Here is an 18,300-nt window from a genome sequence, read left to right on the forward strand (position 1 = left end):
AATGGGGTTGTTAATTAACAACCCCATTTTTATTTTACGCTAGTATTTGAGCAGCATGATCTTTTGTTTTTACTTTGTCAATAACACGCTCTACCACTCCATCTTCATCAATGATAAATGTCATTCTATGAATACCATCATATTCCTTACCCATAAATTTCTTAGGTCCCCAAACACCAAAAGTGTTAATTACCGTTTTGTCTTCATCTGCTAATAACGGAAACGGAAATTTATATTTATTTTTAAAATTCAACTGTTTCTTTTCAGAATCTGCGCTAACACCTAACAAACTAAACCCTTTGTCTTGAAGTTCTTTATAATGATCTCTTAAATCACAGGCTTCTGCTGTACAACCAGGTGTACTCGCTTTAGGATAGAAAAACACAACAAGTTTCTTTCCTTTGTAATCACTTAAAGTAACCGTATTTCCTTGTTCATCTTTTGATGAAAAATTAGGCACCACATCGCCTTGTTTTAAAGTATTCATAGTCTTATTTTTGATTTTTACAAAAATACAATTTATGACCAAAAAAGATAAGGTTCATTTTGTTATTAATACCTTAAACAAATTATATCCTGAAATACCCATTCCCCTAGACCATAAAGACCCATATACCTTATTAATTGCTGTTTTGTTATCAGCTCAAAGTACCGATGTAAGAGTAAACCAAATTACTCCCTTGCTTTTTGAACAGGCAGACAACCCATATGATATGGTTAAACTCACAGTTGAGGACATACGAGACATTATTAAACCTGTGGGTTTATCACCCATGAAGAGCAAGGGTATTCACGGTTTGTCAAAAATACTAATAGACAAACATAACGGAGAAGTTCCGGCTGATTTTGAAGCCCTGGAAGCTTTACCTGCTGTAGGACATAAAACGGCTAGTGTGGTGATGTCTCAAGCTTTTGGCGTACCTGCTTTTCCTGTAGACACCCATATTCATAGGTTAATGTTTCGCTGGAATTTAAGTTCTGGAAAAAATGTGGTTCAAACTGAAAAAGATGCCAAAAGACTCTTTCCAAAAGATTTATGGAATGACCTTCACTTGCAAATTATATGGTACGGACGAGAGTACTCACCGGCAAGAGGCTGGAATCTTGATAAAGACATCATTACCAAGAAAATAGGAAGACAATCTGTTATCAATGACTATTATAAAACAAAAAAGTCCTAATTAAATAAATCAATTAGGACTTTTTTAATCTAATTCAGAAGCGCTTCAAACTTCAATTTATTACAACTTATAACACTTAAAGCCTTAGAGTAATTAAGAAGAAAATTTACCGTTTCTTCATTCGGTTCAAATTTTTCTATTATTTCAATAGAATGTTCAGAGTAATGTTTTGCCATTGTATTGTTTTAAGGGTTACTAAAACAAATAACGAGGCAATAGTTGTTTTATTGTATTAGTTGGTTAAAACAATATTATGTTTATCAATAACCTTTCTTAAATTTATTAGAGCATAACGCATACGTCCTAACGCCGTATTAATACTTACACCAGTGCGTTCTGATATTTCTTTAAAACTCATATCGTTATAAATACGCATTAATAACACTTCTTTTTGGTCATCTGGTAGCTCTTCAACCAAGCGTCTTACATCACTTTCAACCTGTTCTTTAATAATATTTTTTTCGGCATTTAAACTCGTGTCACTCAATACAGAGAAGATGCTAAATTCGCCAGCATTATCAAACTTTGGCATTCTATTACTTTTTCTAAAAAAATCAATAATTAAATTATGAGCAATACGCATAACCCAAGGCAAGAACTTTCCTTCTTCATTATAAGAACCACGTTTCAAGGTTCGTATGACTTTTATAAACGTGTCTTGAAAAATATCTTCTGCAATGTCTTTATCAAAAACTTTTGAATAAATAAAGCTATAAACTTTTTGTTTGTGTCTGTGAATAAGGATTTCTAAAGCGCCTTCATCTCCTTTAATGTAACTACTTACAAGTGTGGCGTCTGTAACAACATTGTTTTTCATAATAATTACTTTTACGCGAAGAATTAGAGGGATTCTTTGCTTTTTTTTGGGGTTAAATATTTAAAAGTAATTTTATGCTATAAACGTAAGATTTTCAATGTTAGTTAATCCAAAGATAACAACAATCATTCCTAAAAAGAAAATTATTATTAATTTTTTTCTAAGATTGAAGTTAAACCTCTTCATTTTTTAAGCTCGGTTTGTTGTGCTATCTTTGCTCAATTATTCCTTAAAAAGCGTATGAATACTGTTCTTTCTGAAGTAAATCCTAAAGAAAATATCATTATAAAAGGAGCGAGACTCCATAATTTAAAAAATATTGATGTTGTCATCCCCAGAAATAAACTGGTGGTGATTACAGGGCTTTCGGGTTCTGGAAAATCAAGTTTAGCCTTTGACACACTGTATGCTGAGGGGCAACGGCGTTATGTAGAGAGCTTATCAAGTTATGCTCGACAATTTTTAGGAAGACTTAACAAACCTAAGGTAGATTATATAAAGGGTATAGCCCCAGCCATTGCCATAGAGCAAAAGGTAAATTCTACCAATCCCCGATCTACAGTAGGCACTACAACTGAAATTTATGATTATTTAAAGTTATTATACGCTCGCATAGGTAAAACCTACTCGCCCATTTCAGGACATGAAGTAAAAAAAGACACGGTTACCGATGTAGTTAATTACATAAAAGCATTCCCAGAACGCGAGAAACTACTCTTGCTCGCCCCTGTTATACTTGAGGAAGGCCGTTCTATGGCCGATAAGCTAAAAACACTCGCTCAGCAAGGATACGCTAGAATAAAAATAAACGACGAGGTTTTAAGAATTGATGAACTTGATGTTTTAGAAGACACTCATGATGTTTTTTTAGTGGTAGACCGGATTATCACCAAAAATGAAGAAGATTTTTATAATAGATTAGCAGATGCTATTCAAACAGCATTTTTTGAAGGCAGAGGAACCTGTATTATTGAATCTATAAAAGACACTAAACAGCGCCATTTTAGCAATACATTCGAAATTGATAACATGACTTTTTTAAAACCGAATGTACATTTATTTAGTTTTAACAATCCTTATGGCGCTTGTCCAACATGTGAAGGATACGGCGATATTATTGGTATTGATGAAGATTTAGTGATTCCCAACACAGGTCTTTCGGTTTATGAAGGCGCTATTTTTCCATGGCGTGGTGAAAGCATGAGTTGGTATAAAGATCAGCTAGTGAATAATTCGCATAAATTTGATTTCCCCATACACAAACCTTATTTTAAACTCACCGACGCTCAAAAACAGCTTATATGGTCTGGTAATTCTTATTTTGAAGGCTTGAATTCCTTTTTTTCCGAATTGGAATCAAAAGCCTACAAAATTCAAAATAGAGTGATGCTTTCGCGGTATCGTGGCAAAACAAAGTGCAAAACTTGCAAAGGCAAACGGCTTCGTGTTGAAGCAACCTATGTAAAAGTAGGAAACGCTACCATTACAGATTTGGTAGAACTGCCTCTAAAAAAATTAATTCCATTTTTTAAACAATTAGAACTAAATGATTACGACACCAAAATAGCCGAAAGACTATTAAAAGAAATAAATAGTAGACTGTCATTTTTGTCTAACGTGGGGCTAGATTACTTAACGCTTAACAGAAAATCAAACACACTTTCAGGAGGAGAAAGTCAACGTATTAATTTAGCTACCTCATTAGGAAGTAGTTTAGTAGGCTCTATGTATATCCTTGATGAGCCTAGTATTGGGTTGCACCCTAAAGACACGGAACAGCTCATTTCGGTATTAAAATCGTTACGTGATTTAGGCAACACGGTGATTGTTGTTGAACACGACGAAGATATTATGAAGGCGGCAGATACCATTATTGATATTGGCCCAGAAGCAGGAACATTTGGTGGACATGTAGTCGCTGAAGGCGATTTTTCTAAAATTATCACCTCTGATTCTCTCACGGCTCAATATTTAAATAACACATTGAATATTGAGGTTCCTAAAACCCGAAGAACCTCAAAATACCATGTTGATATTGTTGGAGCTCGAGAAAATAATTTAAAGAATATTGATGTTCGTTTTCCGTTAAACATGCTAACGGTAGTGACAGGGGTTTCAGGCAGTGGAAAAAGTACCTTAGTAAAAAAAATATTGTATCCTGCTTTGCAAAAAAAACTAACTGATTTTAGTGACAAAGCAGGTCAATTTACAGCTCTTGAAGGAAATTTTAGCAATGTACAGCAAATAGAATTTGTAGATCAAAACCCTATTGGAAGATCGTCTCGCTCTAATCCTGTAACCTACATCAAAGCATATGATGATATACGGCATTTGTTTTCAAAGCAAAAAATAAGCCAGATACGAAACTATCAATCTAAGCATTTTTCATTTAATGTAGATGGCGGGCGTTGTGAGACTTGCAAGGGCGAAGGTGAAGTAACCATTGAAATGCAATTTATGGCCGATGTGCACCTTGAATGTGATACCTGCAAAGGAAAACGTTTTAAAAAAGAAGTACTAGAAGTAACCTTTGCCGAAAAAAATATTGATGATATTTTAAATATGACCATCGACGAGGCTATTACTTTTTTTGAAAGCGAGGATCAAATTAAAATAAAGAACAAATTACAGCCTTTACAGGATGTTGGCTTGGGCTATGTCACCTTAGGTCAAAGCTCCTCAACACTTTCTGGAGGTGAAGCACAACGTATTAAGCTAGCTTCCTTTCTAGGAAAAGGTAGCAACAAAGAAAAAACACTTTTTATTTTTGATGAACCAACTACTGGTCTTCATTTTCACGACATCAAAAAATTACTAAAATCTTTTAATGCTTTAATAGAAAAAGGACATTCAATTATTGTCATAGAACACAATATTGACCTCATAAAATGTGCCGACTACATTATAGATTTAGGACCATTGGGTGGTGATGATGGCGGAATGCTTGTTGCCACAGGAACTCCTGAAGACATTATAAAGAACAAAAAATCTGAAATAGCAAAATACCTGAAAATCAAAATTTAATATCTTATTATATAAACTAATTATTCCAATAAGTTAATAGAACATAAATGCAAAAAGTATTAAGACAAAAGCTGTTATAGGTGCTACAACTAACAAAAAGAGCAATGAAGACACGCTTGCTTTTAAAACACTTTTAAACCAAGTTTGGTTATAGAATTTTTTTAAAGCAATAATGAGATACACAAAAACAGAAAGCATTATCATAGAATCAATCCAGTCTGGGATATTCCAAATAAAATTGACACCTAGTATAACACTAAACACAATAAAAATAAAGGAAAAATAATAAAAACTAAAAACCAAATGATGCGCATAAACCCCGTGCCGTAGGTATAGCGCTTTTAGAATTAAGGCAAAAATTGGTAGCAAAAAGAACATAGCTACAGGAATAGTATCATAAAATGTTTGTAGTACGCTACCTCCTTTTTTCGTTTTATGAAATTTTAAATATTGTAAAAACAACCTGCGCTCAAAAAAACCAGCATCCTGGCTCATGCCTAGATATTCACAAAGCGTTGCATCTGATGCACCGCTTATTATTAAAGAATCTAAAGCCATACTTCTATCATCAAGATTCAATACTTGTTTATTTTCTTTTACATTAGAACTCCTTAGTAGAGTATCTAAATTTTTACTATTGAATGTTTTTTCTAACTGAGAATCAAGACTTCTAACCTGTTCACGCTGAATAAAAGAAAACAAAAAGAAAAAAATTACAGCAACAAACAAATACATTTGTGCAGGATGCAAGTACAACAGACGTTTGCCTTCAACAAACTTTCTGGCAATAAAACCTGGTTTAAATACTAAAGGTCCAAAACTTTTAAAAAAACGGGCATCAAAAGAAAAATAATTACTTATGGTGTTATAAAACAACACGCCAACAGTGAGTTCATCTTTGGCTTGTTGCCCGCAATACGGACAAAACTTATAACTTCTACTAAATCTTTCACTGCAATTTTTACAAGTTTCGTTATTTGAATTCATTGTGTTGGCTCTAATTCAGTTTTAAAATTATAAAAAATCAACCAAAACTGAATTCATATAAACGATTGAAATTCAAATTTTTAAAAACAAACAAATTGTTAATATTACGTTAACCTCTAAGTATTACTCCGTAAATGGCATGCAAATTGAAAATCTCAAGACAAAGCGGAAGCCGAAAAGCTAAAAGAGTAGGCTCAAAATAAATTTATGTACTATGAAAAAAACATTACTATTATTTACAGGTTTGTTAATGGGCTTAACAACTGTGTCAGCCACAACCTCAAATTATGATGTTGGACAAAAGAAAATTCTTAAACACAAGAACAGATTTGCTCAACCAATTATGTTCATTGAACGTGGTGTTGAATTTTTAATCTTCCCAGATGGAAGCTTTGATTTCAATACAAATTATTATGACCCGTATTATAATGATAATACGTATTATAAATCAAGTTCAAGACGAAGTAGTTTAAATGTCAATTACCGTGGACCCAATGTAAACATTGGATATTCTAACGGCCAAAATGGTGTTTATATTTCTAGAGACCGTTTTGGACAAGTAAGACGCGTTGGTAATGTATTTATCAATTATAATAGAAGAGGCCAAGTATCTAGAGTAGGATCAGTTTACATTGATTATGGACGCGGAAGACATGCAACTTTAAGACAAGTTGGTGGCTTAAGGGTTCATTATAATGATTGGGGTGAAATTACCAATGTCCGAGGGCAAGTTAATAGATTTAACGATACGTATTGTAATGTTAACGGTTGGCCATCTACCAATACTAGAAACGATATAGAAATTTGCCACAATGATTGGTATGAAGGCGACGATTATGACGATAATTATTACTACTACAAGAGCAATGGAAAAGTAAAGAAACAAAAGAAAAGAAAACATTAACAGAAAAGGCGCCGATTGGCGCCTTTTTGATTCAAATATTTCGCGGTTTATTTCGCAAATTTTAAAGTCCCATATTCTGTTACTAAAAAATATAATCCTGTATTTAATGTGGAAACACTAATTTCATTTGAAATTTCCCCCTCTAAAACTTTTTGCCCCGTAAGGTTATAAATTGAAAAACCACCATCAAATTTATCTTTCATTACGATGGCATCTCTAACTGAACTATAAAAAGAATTTAGTTTGGCTTTGTTATAACCTTCAGTTGATAATGTCTCTTCAATAGTTATTACAGTGTTGTCATTAGTATAATTAGGTCCGCCATTATCATATTCGGCAAAAATCATTAATATATAAAAATTACCACTAGGCAACTCGCTTGTTAATGGAATTCCTGAGTCAACAGTATAATTATATATAACATTGTTTTGAGCATTTGGCTCAGTACCTGCTACAGCTGTATTAAAAGTATACTGATTTACTACTTGCCATGAAGAATTTAATTCACGTAATTGAACACCTAAGTAATTCAAATCTCCAGGAGTTACATCATAGCTTATATCCATCGAAATTGTCTCTCCCGGCGAAAGGTTTAAGTCTTCATTATTCCATGTCACGGTTTGCGAAAAACTTAAAAAAGAAGTTAGTACCAAAAATAAAAAGTAATGTTTTTTCATAATATTTAAATATTTAGTTAATAGTTAAAAACAAACTTAAACATTGCTTCAATTCATTAGTAAAAATTCAACTTGACATAAACTTAACAGCAAATAAAATTCAAAGCATTCACTGATTATAGCATTGTTTATTTGCGGGCTATAAAACCGATACATTTAAGCAATACCTTTTTTGGCACGCTGTTTGTAGTTATTTCAACAGAACCATAAAATCTATCATTATGAATACTCTCAACATTTACCATGAACATTTTTTTAATGTATTAGAAACACGAAAAAAACTATTAGTGTCATTATTATTTGTAGCGTTTTTCGTATTTATATCTCAAAACGTATGGGCCAATAATAATGCGAGCTCAAACGAGCAGTCGCTTAACTATAATTACAACTATGGAAACTCTTTCATTTTTGTTGAAAATGGTGTAGAGTTTTCTGTTTTCCCAGATGGTCAGTTTGATTTCAATATCATAAGAAATAATTCAAGATTTAATATTTCATACAATTCACCACAAGTTAGCGTGAGTTTTAATTCAGGACACAACTATGATGCCTATGTACAATATGATGAATTTGGTGCCGTAATTCAGGTTGAAAACATTCCGATTTTTTATGATGGTTATGGTAGAATTGCTCAAGCTGGTAATGTGAATATATATTATAATAATTTTGGATATGTATCACGAGTTGGAGGTTTATACGTACACTATAATGGAGCAAACAGATTTTCTCATTGTACCGGATACATCAATATATACAACAGAAGATATGTTTATAGACCCTGGCATAATGCTTATAGAATTCCATATTACAAGCACTGTGTAGTTTACAACAGACCGTACCGCGTAAACTATTACCCTGTAAGATATACATATCGCCGTCCTTTTTATAACAATTACAGGCCCGTAACTTCTGTTGGACGACGTAGCAACGTGATACAAAGAAACAGAAGTTATGCCACTGCAAATAGAAGCAGAAAGAATATCACTCAAGTTAACAGAGTATCTAGTTCAAGACCTGTTACATATAAAAATAACGGACGACGTGATCAATATCATAAACCAAGTAAAAATCATAGAAATGAATACGCTAGTTTAAACAACAGAAAGTCACCACATACTAGCCCTAACAGACAATCTAGCGCTAAAAAACATTATGACACCCCTAGCAGAAAACCTAGCATGAGTTCTCATAAAAACACCACAACGCGTTTAGGGACACCTAGTAGACAAGGTGTAAACACTAAAAGCAGAACCTATTCACCAAAGCAAAACGGAAACCAAAGAAGTTATCAAAAACCAAATCCAAAAAATACGCGTATATATAGTAATTCAACAACTAGAACATCTAGTTCAAATAGAAAAACAATTAAACCTAGAACTACAACAAGCAGACAACCAAGCAAAAATGTTGCGAGCAGAAGTTCTAGTAATCATACAAAGTCGTCAACAAGAAGACGCTCTTAAAATTTTGGTTGGTTAGTTAGGAAAGCCCTGCAAACTGTTTGCCTCAAAGCAACGTTGCGGGGTTTTTCGTCTTTAATCATTACTAACTTCTTCTTAAATAGTGGTTTGCAATACTCGTTAAATCTTCTGAAAAATCAAATTTATAAATCAGAAAGACATACAGTACAACCACTAAAACAGATTTTAAAACAATATTAATGATTGGAGAAAAATTAAAATCCCAAAAATAAAATCCTAAAACAAATAAAATTAGAAACCCACCAATTTTTAAGGTTTTTAAAGAAAAAGGAAATAGTTTAAATTTTGAATACACAAAAACGAGTTTAATACTGTTATAAATTATTACAGCCAAAAAAGTAGCCACCCCTGCCCCATTAATACCCAACCATGGGATAAAGAACATATTTAAAACAACCATGAGCACCACTAAAACAACTCCTAGTACTAAAACCATTCTATAATAATCACTATTAAATAAAATAGAATTATTACTACCTAAAGCATTATCAAACAATTTTACAAAGCTAATCATGAATACCACCCATAGCCCTACACTAAATTCAGAAGGAATTATTTTATACAGTTCGTTTATATTCAAAACAATTAGCAAAAATATCAAACCACCAACTATGGTTAAATTTATAGAACTACGTTTGTACAAATCTCCCAATGCCTCAAAATCTTTATCGTTTAAATATTTCGCAGAAAGCGGCATTAAAATTTGATGCATAGAACGTTGTGGAACAGCTATTACAGTTGCAATAAAAATAGCTACATTATAATAGGCTATTTGCTCAATTTCAATATAATAACCCAACATTACCTTGTCAACATCCAATAAAATGGTTGCAATTGATCCTGCTACAATAATAAGTAATGAATATTTTAAAATTCGATTAAATTGAGGCGGAAGTTTCCATGTAAGTATAGGTGGCTTTAAGTTAAATGCATAAATTTTCATGATAAGAGTTCGCACAACATAAACACAAACAAGCCCTATCATAAATTGCTGTACATTTAAAACCTCAAAGAAAAGCATAAAAAGCAAGAGCATGGTACCAACTCTATGAAAAACCTCCTTCATAAAGTTACCAAAAACTGTTTGCATTTGCACTTTTGCCCAAGCGAAAAAAATTTCAAAATATGCCAATGCTATTGCTATGAATATGGTATGCCACAAATAATCTTTTATAATTCCATTTTTATGTGCTAAAAATCCTCCAATAGTATCATAGCCTAGTAAAAGAAAAAAACTTAATGGCACAATTAAAAACAAAGGCATTATTAACACCAGCGTTAAAAAACCATTAATAGAGGTTCTTGTTTTGAAAGAGGAGTAAAATTTCACCAGTGTATTATGCATACCAAAAGACATTAGGGGCATAATAACATATGCTAAAGAAAGCATAAACCCAACCAAGCCATAATAACTATCACTCAAAAACTTAGTATACAGAAACAAAGTATTGATGGCTCCTATTCCAAACCCTATATAGGTTGAAATTATATTTTTAAACGATTGTGTGGCAACTAAACCCATTTAAAGTAATTTATACAATGTTCCTGCAAGTGACTTTCTGTGGTATTTTTGCAAACCTATAGGATGACTAATCAATGCATTGTTTTTGTATAAGTCATAACCCTTCAAAATATAGCGTTTTATGGCTTCATAATCTTCATAATTAAAGTAAACACCTGTATTAGTTTCTTTAATTATTTTCTCAACATCTGAACCCTTAGGGCCAACCGCTATAATTGGTCTATTTGAAACCATATATTCAAAAAGTTTACCAGGGATAATACACTTCGTTTCTTCAGAATTGATTTCAATCAAAAGAAGTAATTGTGATTTTTTCTGAAACACAATAGACTCTTCATGAGATACATAGCCTACATTATTTACATAATTACTCAATCCTATTAATTCAAGAGATTTAAATACTTCTTCACTTACAGTCCCCACGAGATTAAGTTGAAAATCTTTTGCAAAACCAGTATGCTCTCTTAATAGATCTGCTAATACTTGCCATAAAACTTCAGGATTGCGTTTTGATAAAAGCGAACCAATATGTGCTAGTGTAAATTTTGAATCCATTTCAAAATCAACCCTTTTCTCATTATCATACCCATTAGTAATTACAGTAACAGGTTTATTTGTAATATTGAGAAATTCATTTTTGGTAACAAAACTAGTTACAATAATGTCATCAGCTGTATTTAAGACTCGGTTTTCTAGTTGTTTGTGTTTCTTCTGAGCATAGCCAGTAAGTTTCAACTGTTTATGGTAACCAATAGTTGTCCACGGATCTCTAAAATCTGCAATCCACTTTATTTTTAATTCTTTTTTTAAGCCTAACCCTATGAGGTGCAGACTATGTGGCGGCCCCGTTGTTATGACTGTTTCAATACCTTCTTTTTTAATGATACCCATCAAGGTTTTAATAGAAGGTTTTACCCAGCCCACTCTAGCATCAGGGATAAAACAATTTCCTCGAATAAACAGCATCATTTTTTCTACCAGTGATTGCTTTTTTTTATCAGATATAATGCCTTTACTTATAGTTTTTGAAGTTTTTTTAAAAAACAAACTAGCCCATTTATAAGGCTCATTGATTGGTTGTTTAATAATTTTTACTTCCGTTGGCACATCTTGATTAAGACTTGTATCTTGAAGAGGATAATTGGGGTTTTCAGGAATAAAAACAATAGGTTCTATGCCAAAATCAGGAAGGTACTTAACAAACTTTAACCAACGTTGTACACCTGGACCTCCAGCAGGCGGCCAGTAGTAGGTAATGATTAACACTTTCTTTTTATTCATGCAACATGGATTAAAACATAATCACTACACCCCTTCTATCTTCTTATTTCTTATCCTAAACTCATAAAATAACCCTCCCAACAACACTAAAGCAACTGCTATAGAACTTGCCAATGCAATACTGCTACCTGTTTTAACCACGTCAGGTTCAAACTTAAACTCGATAGTGTGGCTTCCTGCTGTTACAGGCAATCCTCTTAAAATATAATTAACACGTATATGATCTACTTCATTGCCATCAATAAAAGTCTTCCAGCCGTGAGGGTAATAGATTTCAGAAAACACCGCAAAACCATCATTTTTATTGTTTGATGTATACTTCAAATAGTTAGGTTTTACTTCTTTTAAAGCAATTGAAGCTAAGGAATCAAGAGTAAATGTTTTATTTGATGCAATTGAAGCTGATGTTGTAACGGCTTTAGTTTTGGTTTCTAAACTATCTAGGACTAAAATTTCATCGTTGGCAGAATTTAACCTATCCAACTCTTTTACAAACCATGCATTTCCATTAGCTGTTTCATTCATATAGGGTATAGCATTCCCTTCTTCATCCTGGCCAACAATATATTTTGTATTGAGCATATTTAAAACGTTGATATTGTTTTTAACAATATAAAAGTCAAACACTTCTCTATATCGTCTTAGTTCTGCAGCATTGTACCCATTAAGAGAATTATGGAAATAAGATGGTTTTGAGGGGCCTGAAACCAAATCATAAACTCGATAATACGTGGTGTCTCTTAAAATAAATTGGTCTGCCTCACTTGCTTGAAATGGTTCATTCATTTGCACACTAGGCACAAAATCTTCGGTATTTACATACCGTCTATCAACACCAATCAAATCAAACAGAATAAGAGCTCCAACAAGTATTAATACCACTTTTTCCTGAAGTTTTTCTTTTAGAAACGCAAACAATATACTTGCAAGTACTAACACCAGCGCCAAAGTACGTAGGGTATCTTCAGTAAATAGTGTTTTTCGATCTGCTTTTAAGGCACTTGTAAAATCTGGTCCATAATTTTGTCTATATATACCATCATTCGCTCCTACAAAATCAAATAAACTCGATTTAAACACTAAAAACAAAACACTAAGCCCAGCGGTAATAAGCGTAGTATACTTTAAAGCGTTTAATTTTTCGTCTTTATTCTCCGTTCCATTTACCCATTTAGACAATCCTACAACAGCAAGGGCAGGAACACATAGCTCTAAAACTACCTGAATAGAACTTACAGCTCTAAACTTATTGTAAAGTGGTACATAATCAATAAAAAAGTTGGTTAAAAACCCAAAGTTCTTTCCATACGACAACAAAAGGGATAGTAATGTTCCTCCAACCAACCACCACTTTAATCGTCCTTTAACCAAAAACAACGCCAAAATAAATAAGAATATTACAACCGCACCTACATAGGCTGGTGCCTCAACAATAGGTTGATTACCCCAATACATAGGCGCTCGTTTAACGGCTTCAGAGGCTTGCGCTGATGTTGCGCCTAACTTTCTATAAGCATTATAGGTGGCAGAGTTTTTTCCAACATCCTCACCATTTCCGCCTCCCATAAATCTAGGAATAAACAAGTTAAATGTTTCAACAATGCCATAGCTAAATTGTGTAATATAATCTCTGTCAAGTCCAGTTGTAGCTATCTTAGTGGAACCATCAGGGTTAATGGTTAATTCGCTTTTACTACGTTTACTTTCTTTTACATATTCTTTTGTAGCCAAAATATTAGTTGCATTCATCGCGATAGAAAGCACCACTGCAACCAACAAAACTCCAACAGATTTAAAATACTGGAACAAACTGTTTTTTTTGTAAGCATCATACAAATACACAATACCTAAAATCACCACCAAAAACATGAGATAATAGGTCATTTGAAAATGATTCGCAACCAATTCTAAGCCCATAGCTATGGTTGTGAGCAAAAAACCAGCAACATATTTTTTTCTGAAGACCAATAAAATGCCACTCAACACTAATGGCATATATGCAATAGCATGAGCTTTACTGTTGTGACCAACCCCTAATATTATAATTAAATATGTTGAAAAACCAAATGCTAACGCTCCAATAAAAGCCAGCTTAATATCTACTTTCAGCACCAATAAAAACACATAAAAGCCAAACAGATACAAAAACAAATAATCTGCAGGTCTTGGCAAAAACCGTAGAGCTGAGTCTAATTTTTTAATATAATTATGGGGGTATCTCGCGCCTAACTGATAGGTAGGCATACCACCAAAAGCACTATTTGTCCAATACGTTTCATCTCCTGTTTCTGCCTTAAAGTCCTTCTGCTGTTTACTCATTCCTATAAACTGCACTATATCACTTTGATATATAGTTTTGCCTTCTAAAACAGGACTAAAATACGCTAGAGATACTATAACAAAACCCAGCAAAATAAGTAAATGCGGTAAGAACTTTTTAATGGAAAATGACATGAGTTGGTTTTAGAAAATGATGTCGAAATTAATCAATTTCTTCGTAATCTACATATTCACCAACGTCTTTATTTGAAGTTTTGGTTTTAGGCATTTTATCAATAGTTACTTCGCCTTCTTTTTTTATGTTGTCTTGTTGGTTAGTTGTATTTTGAAAATTACCAAATTGTCCACCAAATCGTTCTTGCGCCTTCTTTGACACATATTTAAAGAGAAACGGAGACAAGAGACGTGCAATGATTTTGATACCAAAATAAACTAAAAGAATTATAAGGATCATCCTAACAAGACCTGTCACAGATGCATATTGTAGCATAACTATAGTTTTAAGGCAAAAATACAATTCTACAGCCTTAAAAAAGACCGATCAGTTATAAAAAAAATATAAAATATCTATATTTGGATAGCTATACACTAATATTTACCTATAAACACACCTAAGTTTTATGACTATATCCCCAAACAAACAAATTTTCTTTTTATTGCTTAGTTTAATGAGCATCAATGCTTTTTGCCAATATACAGACGTTATAAATTCAAACCGACCAGGTGCTTCCAGAAGTGCTTTTTCAGTAGGCACCAATGTACTTCAGTTTGAAGCTGGTCCTTTCTTAATAAAAGAAGACCGTACACCAGCTGCCGCTTATGAGGTTTCTGGTTATGGTGTAGATTTTGCTGTTCGATATGGTTTATTATTAGAACCGTTAGAAATAAATATTGAGGGCACATACCAAAACGACACAAAATCATTTAAGACTAGCATACCCAACGAAGAAGATCGAGCTAATTTTAAACACCTCGCTTTTGGCGCCAAATATTTGGTTTATGACCCTTATAAAAATACAGAAGAAGACAAACCTAATTTATATAGCTGGAAAGCTAACAGACAATTTAAATGGAAATCATTAATACCCGCTGTTTCCGTTTATTTAGGAGCAAATTATGACACCAAAACAAACCCCTATACCGCACCTGGTATTGAAGGATTTAGTCCTAAAGTGATGTTGGCTACTCAGCATAATTTTTCTGGGGGATGGGTGTTTGTCATGAACTTTATTAAAGACCGTATAGGAACCGATCAATCTGATTTTCAATACATTTTAACATTAACACATGCGTTTAGTCCGCAATGGGTTATCTTTGGGGAAACTCAGGGCATTAAAAGTGATTTTTATGCCGATAATTTATTTAGATTTGGCGGAGCTTATTTATGGGGTAAAAATTTTCAGTTAGACACCGCGGTTACATTCAACACGAAAGATACACCGTCTGTTTTTAGCGTTAATTTAGGTGCTTCGTATAGATTAGATTTTCACAAAGATAAGGAGCTGGATAATGGAACTTCAGCTAAAGATGAAGGCAAAAGAAGAAAAAATCGAAGAGGACGTAAAAAGAAAAGTAGCGCCACAGAAAACCCCGTAAACGATAAAAGACAAAAGAAAGATATTAATTTTGATGACTAATTTTACAAAGCATCAATAAAGCATTATGATAACATTAAAAGAAGTACAATCTAAAAAGGATTTAAAAACTTTTATAAAGTTTCCTTTTAAACTTTACAAGGACTCAAAGTATTGGACACCACCTATTATTAGCCAGGAAATAAAGACATTTAACAAGAAAGAAAATCCTGTGTTTAATGATGCTGATGCGCGATTGTTTTTAGCATATAAAAACAACGAGGTGGTTGGTCGGGTTGCAGCCATTGTAAATTGGCTTGAAATTAAAGACCAAAATGTAAAGAAAATGCGCTTTGGTTGGTTAGATTTTATTGATGATATTGAAGTGTCAAAAGCACTTTTAAATAAAGTGGAAGGCATAGGAAAATCATACCAACTTGAATACACTGAAGGCCCTGTTGGATTTTCAAATTTAGACAAGGTAGGTGTTTTAACTGAAGGGTTTGACTCTGTTGCTCCTATGGTCACTTGGTATAACCACCCCTACTATGCTAAACATTATGAAGCTGCTGGGTATGCTGTAGAAAAATCATACATTGAAAGTAGATTTTATTTTAGTAGCGTAAACCCTGACGTATTTACCAAAGCTAACGACTTAATAAAAAGACGGTATCAATTAGAGGTTTTAAACTTTACTAAAACAGAGCAGGTAATGCCCTATACAGATAAGATGTTTGACTTATTTAATGAAACATACGCCTCATTAGCATCCTTTGTTGCTATTAATGATATTCAAAAGGCTTATTTTAAAAAGAAGTTTATCAGTTTTATTAATCCTGAGTACATCAAATTCATTATCGATAAAAATAAAAACCTAGTAGCCTTCACTATTGTGATGCCTTATTTTGCTACAGCCTTACAGCGCGCTAAAGGCAAATTATTTCCGTTTGGTTTTAAATATATATTAGACGCCAAGAAAAATAGCAAAAATGTTGTTTTTTATCTTATTGGCGTACATCCAGATTATCAAAATAAAGGTTTGAATGCCCTTATATTCAATGAATATTACAAAGTATTTAACGAAAAAGGCATTGAAACTTGCTATAGAACACCAGAATTGGAAGATAATGAAGCGATTCAAAAAATATGGCGACATTTTAATCCTGAAGTTTACAAAAGAAGAAAAACCTTTAGAAAAAATCTAGTATAAAAAAATCCGATTCACAAGTTGTGAATCGGATTTTTTTATCTCTAATATATACCAAATTATTCTCCCATTGCAGCCATAACTGCAGCCGATAATCGTTTGTACGTTCCATTTCTTAATCGATCTCTAATAGCGTCAAACGCATCTAAAGTTTCTCTAACATCCTCTAAAGTATGCGTTGCTGTAGGAATTAATCTTAGTAAAATTAATCCTTTAGGTATTACAGGATAAACTACTATAGAACAGAATATTCCGTAATTTTCTCTTAAATCTTTTACTAACGCCATAGCCTCAGGAATACTACCTTTTAAGTACACAGGAGTCACACAACTTTGTGTTGTTCCAATATCAAAGCCACGCTCTTTTAAACCAGATTGTAACGCATTTACATTCTCCCAAAGTTTATTTTTTAACTCAGGCATGGTTCTCAGCATCTCTAAACGTTTCAGCGCCCCTTCAACCAATTGCATTTGCAAAGATTTTGCAAACATTTGAGAACGTAAATTATACTTTAAGTAATCAATAATTTCTTGATCAGCTGCTATAAAAGCGCCTGTACTTGCTAAAGATTTTGCAAACGTAGCAAAGTAAACGTCAATATCATCTTGAATTCCTTGCTCTTCTCCCGCTCCAGCTCCAGTTGCTCCTAACGTTCCAAAGCCGTGGGCATCATCAACAAATAATCTAAAATTAAATTTCTTCTTTAAAGCAACAATTTCTTTTAAACGCCCTTGTTCGCCACGCATACCGAATACACCCTCTGAAATCACCAAGATACCGCCACCTGTCTGCTCTGCCATTTTTGTAGCTCGCTCCAGATTTTTCTCTAAACTTTCAACATCATTATGCTTGTAGGTAAATCGTTTACCCATATGCAAACGCACACCATCAATAATACAAGCATGGGCATCAACATCATACACAATAATATCATCTTTGGCCACTAAAGCATCAATAGTAGAAACCATACCTTGATAACCAAAATTTAAAAGATAAGCAGCTTCTTTTTTTACAAAGGAAGCTAACTCATTTTGTAGTTTTTCATGCAAATCTGTATGACCAGACATCATTCTTGCCCCCATAGGATAAGCTGAGCCGTATTTAGCAGCTGCTTCAGCATCTACTTTTCTAACTTCAGGGTGATTTGCTAAACCTAAATAATCATTAATACTCCATGTAATCACCTCTTTTCCTTGAAATTTCATTCTATTAGAAATTTCCCCTTCTAACTTAGGAAACACAAAATACCCCTCGGCTTGAGACGCCCATTTTCCTAAAGGCCCCTTATCCTTGTAAATTTTCTCAAATAAATCTTTCATTTATTATAAATCTTGTTGCTATTAAAACTAAGACCGATGAGTTCAA

At 33.2% G+C, this 18,300-nt stretch carries 16 protein-coding genes; 6 read left to right on the top strand and 10 right to left on the bottom strand.

Translation table 11 applies throughout. The features are described 5' to 3' along the window. Nucleotides 1-34: 34 nt before the first annotated feature. On the bottom strand, nt 35-487 hold the full coding sequence (gene bcp, locus FGF67_RS02355) for a thioredoxin-dependent thiol peroxidase (protein WP_139694860.1): 453 nt from the start codon (nt 485-487) through the stop codon (nt 35-37). A 34-nt stretch (nt 488-521) separates the two neighbouring features. Between bcp and FGF67_RS02360 the strand changes: the two genes are divergently transcribed. Next, entirely contained in the window at nt 522-1,181 is a 660-nt protein-coding gene (locus FGF67_RS02360) for an endonuclease III domain-containing protein (protein ID WP_139694861.1), read from the top strand. A 29-nt stretch (nt 1,182-1,210) separates the two neighbouring features. On the opposite strand, the gene FGF67_RS17430 is transcribed toward FGF67_RS02360, so the two are convergent. Further along, entirely contained in the window at nt 1,211-1,357 is a 147-nt protein-coding gene (locus tag FGF67_RS17430) for a hypothetical protein (RefSeq protein ID WP_199240639.1), read from the bottom strand. Nucleotides 1,358-1,413: 56 nt separating this feature from the next. Continuing rightward, a complete protein-coding gene (locus FGF67_RS02365; RefSeq protein ID WP_139694862.1) occupies nt 1,414-1,998 on the bottom strand; it encodes an RNA polymerase sigma factor in 585 nt (194 codons plus the stop codon). Nucleotides 1,999-2,238: 240 nt separating this feature from the next. On the opposite strand from FGF67_RS02365, the gene uvrA reads away from it, so the two are divergent. Further along, a complete protein-coding gene (uvrA, locus tag FGF67_RS02370) occupies nt 2,239-5,022 on the top strand; it encodes an excinuclease ABC subunit UvrA (RefSeq protein WP_139694863.1) in 2,784 nt (927 codons plus the stop codon). Between the two features lie 33 nt (nt 5,023-5,055). On the opposite strand, the gene FGF67_RS02375 is transcribed toward uvrA, so the two are convergent. Continuing rightward, entirely contained in the window at nt 5,056-6,009 is a 954-nt protein-coding gene (locus tag FGF67_RS02375) for a DUF3667 domain-containing protein (protein WP_139694864.1), read from the bottom strand. Between the two features lie 214 nt (nt 6,010-6,223). On the opposite strand from FGF67_RS02375, the gene FGF67_RS02380 reads away from it, so the two are divergent. Next, nucleotides 6,224-6,913, top strand: a complete 690-nt coding sequence (locus FGF67_RS02380; protein ID WP_139694865.1) for a hypothetical protein — start codon at nt 6,224-6,226, stop codon at nt 6,911-6,913. Nucleotides 6,914-6,960: 47 nt separating this feature from the next. On the opposite strand, the gene FGF67_RS02385 is transcribed toward FGF67_RS02380, so the two are convergent. After that, a complete protein-coding gene (locus FGF67_RS02385; RefSeq protein WP_139694866.1) occupies nt 6,961-7,590 on the bottom strand; it encodes a T9SS type A sorting domain-containing protein in 630 nt (209 codons plus the stop codon). A gap of 221 nt (nt 7,591-7,811) precedes the next feature. Here FGF67_RS02385 and FGF67_RS02390 point away from each other — a divergent pair, with 221 nt between their 5' ends. Further along, entirely contained in the window at nt 7,812-9,053 is a 1,242-nt protein-coding gene (locus FGF67_RS02390) for a hypothetical protein (RefSeq protein WP_139694867.1), read from the top strand. Between the two features lie 82 nt (nt 9,054-9,135). Here FGF67_RS02390 and FGF67_RS02395 read toward each other — a convergent pair whose 3' ends face one another. The 4 genes from FGF67_RS02395 to FGF67_RS02410 are packed head-to-tail and all read right to left on the bottom strand — an operon-like array spanning nt 9,136 to nt 14,644. Then, the gene (locus FGF67_RS02395; RefSeq protein WP_139694868.1) at nt 9,136-10,593 is read right to left on the bottom strand and encodes a lipopolysaccharide biosynthesis protein; all 1,458 of its coding nucleotides are present in this window, start codon (nt 10,591-10,593) and stop codon (nt 9,136-9,138) included. Next, nucleotides 10,594-11,874 (bottom strand): glycosyltransferase family 4 protein, encoded by a 1,281-nt coding sequence (locus FGF67_RS02400; RefSeq protein ID WP_139694869.1) that lies wholly within the window; start codon nt 11,872-11,874, stop codon nt 10,594-10,596. It lies immediately after the preceding gene. Nucleotides 11,875-11,898: 24 nt separating this feature from the next. Beyond that, a complete protein-coding gene (locus tag FGF67_RS02405) occupies nt 11,899-14,328 on the bottom strand; it encodes a YfhO family protein (RefSeq protein WP_139694870.1) in 2,430 nt (809 codons plus the stop codon). Between the two features lie 28 nt (nt 14,329-14,356). Beyond that, nucleotides 14,357-14,644 carry a DUF4834 family protein gene (locus tag FGF67_RS02410; RefSeq protein ID WP_139694871.1) on the bottom strand — a complete coding sequence of 96 codons (288 nt, stop codon included), beginning with the start codon at nt 14,642-14,644 and terminating at the stop codon, nt 14,357-14,359. A 130-nt stretch (nt 14,645-14,774) separates the two neighbouring features. Between FGF67_RS02410 and FGF67_RS02415 the strand changes: the two genes are divergently transcribed. After that, nucleotides 14,775-15,791: a transporter gene (locus FGF67_RS02415; RefSeq protein WP_139694872.1), complete on the top strand. Its 1,017-nt coding sequence runs from the start codon at nt 14,775-14,777 to the stop codon at nt 15,789-15,791. A gap of 25 nt (nt 15,792-15,816) precedes the next feature. Then, nucleotides 15,817-16,938 carry a GTP cyclohydrolase gene (locus FGF67_RS02420; protein WP_139694873.1) on the top strand — a complete coding sequence of 374 codons (1,122 nt, stop codon included), beginning with the start codon at nt 15,817-15,819 and terminating at the stop codon, nt 16,936-16,938. Between the two features lie 56 nt (nt 16,939-16,994). Here FGF67_RS02420 and FGF67_RS02425 read toward each other — a convergent pair whose 3' ends face one another. After that, nucleotides 16,995-18,254: an aminotransferase class I/II-fold pyridoxal phosphate-dependent enzyme gene (locus FGF67_RS02425; RefSeq protein WP_139694874.1), complete on the bottom strand. Its 1,260-nt coding sequence runs from the start codon at nt 18,252-18,254 to the stop codon at nt 16,995-16,997. Between the last annotated feature and the right edge of the window lie 46 nt (nt 18,255-18,300).

Origin of the sequence: Allotamlana fucoidanivorans (assembly GCF_006265225.1) — a bacterium.
In the GTDB taxonomy this organism is placed as follows: Bacteria; Bacteroidota; Bacteroidia; order Flavobacteriales; family Flavobacteriaceae; genus Allotamlana; species Allotamlana fucoidanivorans.